The organism is Streptomyces sp. NPDC028991 (assembly GCF_055564775.1).
The window spans coordinates 1-4,127 of record NZ_JBVHVP010000062.1; the positions used below are offsets into that span (position 1 = coordinate 1).

A 4,127-nucleotide genomic window follows, 5' to 3' on the forward strand; every position below is an offset into this window, starting at 1 on the left:
TGCACGTCGACTGGGCGGCCGTACTGCCTGCCGGTGTCGCCGGTGGGCCGCGTGTGGAGCTGCCGACGTACGCCTTCGACCACGAGCACTACTGGCTCAAGGCTCCCGACCGTGCCACCGTCGGAGACCTCCAGGCCAACGACGCCGACCGCGACTTCTGGACCGCCGTCGACGGCACCGACCCGGAGGCGCTGGCGACGCTCCTGAAGGCCGACACCGCCGATCGGCGGAGTGCCCTGAGCGCCGTCGTCCCGCTGCTGGCGGACTGGCGCGCGGGCCGCCGCGAGCGGTCCGTGGTCGAAGGCCTCCGCTATGCCGTCACGTGGCAGCCGCTGCCGCAGTCCGCCCCTGGAGTCCCGGGCGGTACGTGGCTCGTGATCGCCCTGCCCGGGCGCACCGGTGCCGACGGGACCGACGAGGCCGACGACCTGGCACGCGCACTGGCCGCCCAGGGCCTCAGCACGGTGCTGCTGGAGGTCCCGGAAGCCGGGCTCCGCGACCGGGCGTCGCTCGCCGGAACGCTGAGCGGCATCCTCGCCGAGCACGACTTCTCCGCCGTGCTGTCCCTCCACGCGCTGGAGCGGGGACAGGCGTCGCAGGACACCGCAGCCGTCGCCGAGACCACCCTCGTGCTCCTCCAGTCCCTCGCCGACACGGGTGCCACCCAGCCGCTCTGGTGCCTGACCCAGGGGGCGGTGAGCACCGGGACGCAGGACCCCGTGACCTCCCCGGTCCAGGCGGCGCACTGGGGCCTCGGCCGCGCCGCGGGCCTGGAATACGGGGACCGCTGGGGCGGCCTCGTCGACCTGCCCGCCGAGATCGACGACCGGACCGTCCAGCGCCTGCTCGGCGTCCTCAACACCGCGGGCGACGAGGACCAGCTCGCAATCCGCCGTACGGGCGTCCTCGCCCGCCGGCTCGTCCACAAGCCCCTTCCGAAAACGGCGAGCAAGGAGCAGTGGCAGCCGCGCGGAACGGTCCTCGTCACCGGCGGTACCGAAGGACTCGGCCGACATGCCGCCCGCTGGCTGGCGCTCGGCGGCGCCGACGCGCTGATCGTCACCGCCACCGCCGACACCCCGGGCGACGACGTCGAGTCGCTGCGCGCCGAACTCGCGCGACTGGACGTCCGCACCAGCGTCACGGCATGTGACGCGGCCGACCGCGACGCACTCGCCCGCACGCTCGACGGACTCCCCGCCGACCGGCCGCTGACCGCCGTGATCCACGCCGCCGACGTCATGCAGACCAGCGCCCTCGCCGACACGCGCGGGGCCGACCTCGCCGAGGTGTACGCGGCGAAGGTCGAGATCGCCGTCTGGCTCGAAGAGCACCTCAAGGACACCGAGCTCGACGCCTTCGTCACCTTCTCCTCGATCGCCGGCGTCTGGGGTGGCGGCGGGCAGGGCCCGTCCGGTGCGGCGAACGCCGTCCTCGACGCCCTCGTCGAACGTCGCCGCGCACGCGGGCTCGGGGCGACCTCCCTCGCCTGGGGCGCGCTCGACCGGATCGGTGTCGGCGCGGACCCGGACGCGCTCGCCCAGCTGCGCCGCCGTGGCGTCCTCCCGGTGGCTCCCGAGGTCGCCATGAGCACCCTGGAGCTGGCACTGCGCGCCGACGAGAAGGCGTTGGTCGTCGCCGACATGGACTGGGCGGCGTTCATCCCGGCGTTCACGTCCGTCCGGCCGAGCCCCCTGTTCGGCGAGCTCCCCGAGGCGTGTGAGGCGACGCGGTCCGCGCAGCCCGGCGCGGGCACGGGCAGCGACGACGCACACTCGTCGCTGGTCGCGAGCCTGACGGCGGCCTCGGAGAGCGAGCAGCAGCGGATCCTGCTCCGGCTCGTCCGCAGCCACGCCGCCACTGTCCTGGGCCACAGCAGCGCCGAGGCCATCCGCCCGCTCCAGGCCTTTCAGGAAGTCGGATTCGACTCACTGGCGGCCGTTGGCCTCCGCAACAGCCTGCAAGCGGCCACGGGCCTGCGCCTGCCGGCGACGCTGCTCTTCGACTACCCCACCCCCGACGCGCTGGTCGAGTACCTGCGCGCCGAACTCCTCCGCACGGCCGGAGACGAGTTCGAAGGGCGGGAGGACGACCTCAGGCGTGTCCTGGCGGCCGTTCCCTTCGCCCGGTTCAAGGAGTCCGGAGTCCTGGACACCCTTCTGCAACTGGCCGAGACGGACGAGCCCGAGGTATCGGCGCCGTCCGAGGACGACTCGGAACTCATCGACGCAATGGACGTCGCCAGCCTGATCCAGCTGGCACTCGGCGACGACGCAAGCTGACCCGTTACATCAGATCGTGGAGGAAGAAATGGCATCGCCCGACGAGCAGCTTGTGAGTGCACTGCGTGTGTCGCTGAAGGAGAATTCCAGACTGCAGCACGAGAACAGCCAGCTCGCTGCCGCTGCCGTCGAGCCCATAGCCATCGTGTCGATGGGCTGCCGCTTCCCGGGTGGCATCAGCAACCCCGAGGACTTCTGGCGGGTGGTATCCGAGGGTGCCGACGTCTACACCGAGTTCCCGGCCGACCGCGGCTGGGACCTCGACGGACTCTTCGACCCGGATCCCGACAACCCCGGAACCACCTATGTGCGCGAAGGTGCCTTCCTGCACGACGCGGCCGAGTTCGACGCCGGGTTCTTCGGGATCTCGCCGCGCGAGGCGCTCGCCATGGACCCGCAGCAGCGCCAGCTCCTGGAGGTGTCCTGGGAGACCGTCGAGAGTGCCGGGATCGATCCGACCTCCCTGCGGGGGACCGACGTTGGCGTCTTCACCGGCATGGTGCACCAGGACTACGCGCCGGACCTGAGCGGCTTCGAGGGGTACCTCAGCCTCGAACGGGCCCTCGGCACCGCCGGCGGTGTCGCCTCCGGCCGCGTCGCCTACACCCTGGGCCTGGAAGGCCCTGCGGTGACCGTCGACACCATGTGCTCCTCCTCCCTGGTCGCCATGCACCTGGCGGCGCAGGCGCTGCGTCGCGGCGAGTGCTCGATGGCTCTGGCCGGGGGTGCCACCGTCATGGCCACGCCCGGTGGCTTCGTCGGCTTCTCCCGGCAGCGGGGCCTGGCCGCCGACGGCCGCATCAAGGCCTTCTCCGCGTCCGCCGACGGCAGCAGCTGGGCAGAGGGCGTGGGCGTGCTGCTCCTGGAGCGGCTCTCGGACGCCCGCAAGAACGGGCATCGCGTGCTGGCCGTGCTGCGGGGCTCCGCGATCAACCAGGACGGTGCGTCGAACGGTCTGACGGCTCCGAACGGTCCGGCGCAGCAGCGGGTGATCCGCAAGGCTCTCGGCAACGCCGGGCTGACTACCTCCGACATCGACATGGTGGAGGCGCACGGTACGGGGACGACGCTGGGTGACCCGATCGAGGCGCAGGCGCTGCTGGCCACCTATGGGCAGGGGCGTGCGGAGGGCCGGCCGTTGTGGCTGGGCTCGGTCAAGTCGGTCCTCGGACACGCGCAGGCGGCCTCGGGCGTCGCCGCGGTGATCATGACCGTGCAATCTCTGCGGCGCGGTGTGCTTCCGGCGACGCTTCACGTGGACGAGCCGACGTCTCAGGTGGACTGGTCGGCGGGTGCGGTGGAGCTGTTGACGGAGTCGCGTCCGTGGCCGGAGAGCGAGCGCCCGCGCCGGGCCGGTGTCTCGTCGTTCGGCGCGAGCGGTACGAACGCGCACGTGATCCTGGAGCAGGCACCGGCTGAAACTGAGACTGAGGCCGAGCTGCCGTCGTCGTCGGTCGAGGGCGACGCGGTGTTGCCGTTCGTCGTGTCGGCGAAGGGCGCGGGGGCGCTCCCTGGTCAGGCGGCGCGGTTGGCCGAGTTCCTCGAGGGCAACGAGACGGTGTCGCGGGCAGGCGTGGCTGCTTCCCTGCTGTCCGGGCGTGCGGTGTTGTCGGATCGTGCGGTGGTGGTCGCGGGTTCGCGTGAGGAGTTGTTGTCGGGTCTGGGTGCGCTTGCCGGTGGTGAGTCGGACGTGGCGCTGGTCAGGAGTCTTGTCCCTGGTGGGGGCAGTGGTCCTGGTGGTGCGGTGTTTGTGTTCCCGGGTCAGGGTGCGCAGTGGGTGGGTATGGGTCGTGAACTTCTGGATTCGTGTGGGGTGTTCGCGGGTCGGGTGGCTGAGTGTGAGCG

The 4,127-nt window shown here is 71.8% G+C and carries 2 protein-coding genes; both read left to right on the top strand.

Annotation, left to right across the window (positions count from 1 at the left end):
• On the top strand, positions 1-2,282 hold a 2,282-nt coding region (locus ACZ4V1_RS35785; protein ID WP_468345327.1), incomplete at its 5' end, for a KR domain-containing protein.
• A gap of 28 nt (positions 2,283-2,310) precedes the next feature.
• On the top strand, positions 2,311-4,127 hold a 1,817-nt coding region (locus ACZ4V1_RS35790; protein WP_468345330.1), incomplete at its 3' end, for a type I polyketide synthase.